Origin of the sequence: Micromonospora sp. SL1-18 (assembly GCF_047921505.1) — a bacterium.
In the GTDB taxonomy this organism is placed as follows: domain Bacteria; phylum Actinomycetota; class Actinomycetes; order Mycobacteriales; family Micromonosporaceae; genus Micromonospora.
Map to the genome: position 1 here is coordinate 1 of NZ_JBLROA010000236.1, position 363 is coordinate 363.

The following is a 363-nucleotide window of genomic DNA, read 5'->3' on the forward strand; positions in this document are numbered from 1 at the left end:
AGGATCCCCGACCTTGAGCACACCAATCCGCTGCTCAACGGCCCAGGACACGACCATGCCAGCGGCTTCATGCTGCGCCTGCCGGACCCGACGCTTGTGCCGGCCCTCCACCAGCCGCGCCCGGCGGCGGTATTCGCGCCACCGCCGCGACCCCCGCTGGCCGGGTTTCGGCGCGCGGCGGGCGACCGTGCGGCGGGTCTTGGTGTCGGCCAGGTGCATACGGTGCTCGGCGCGCACCGCCCGCCCCGACACCAACAACCCCTCACCATCCCGGCCCGCCACCGCATAGGGGTGGATGATCCCGAGATCCACACCCGCCACCCGGGACGGGTCCGGTCCCACGCCGGGCGCATACGTGGCCAC

At 73.6% G+C, this 363-nt stretch carries 1 protein-coding gene; it reads right to left on the reverse strand.

The window, feature by feature from the left end; genetic code table 11:
- The coding region (locus tag ACNAW0_RS30745) for a transposase (RefSeq protein WP_416291540.1) at positions 1–363 on the reverse strand (363 nt) is incomplete at its 3' end.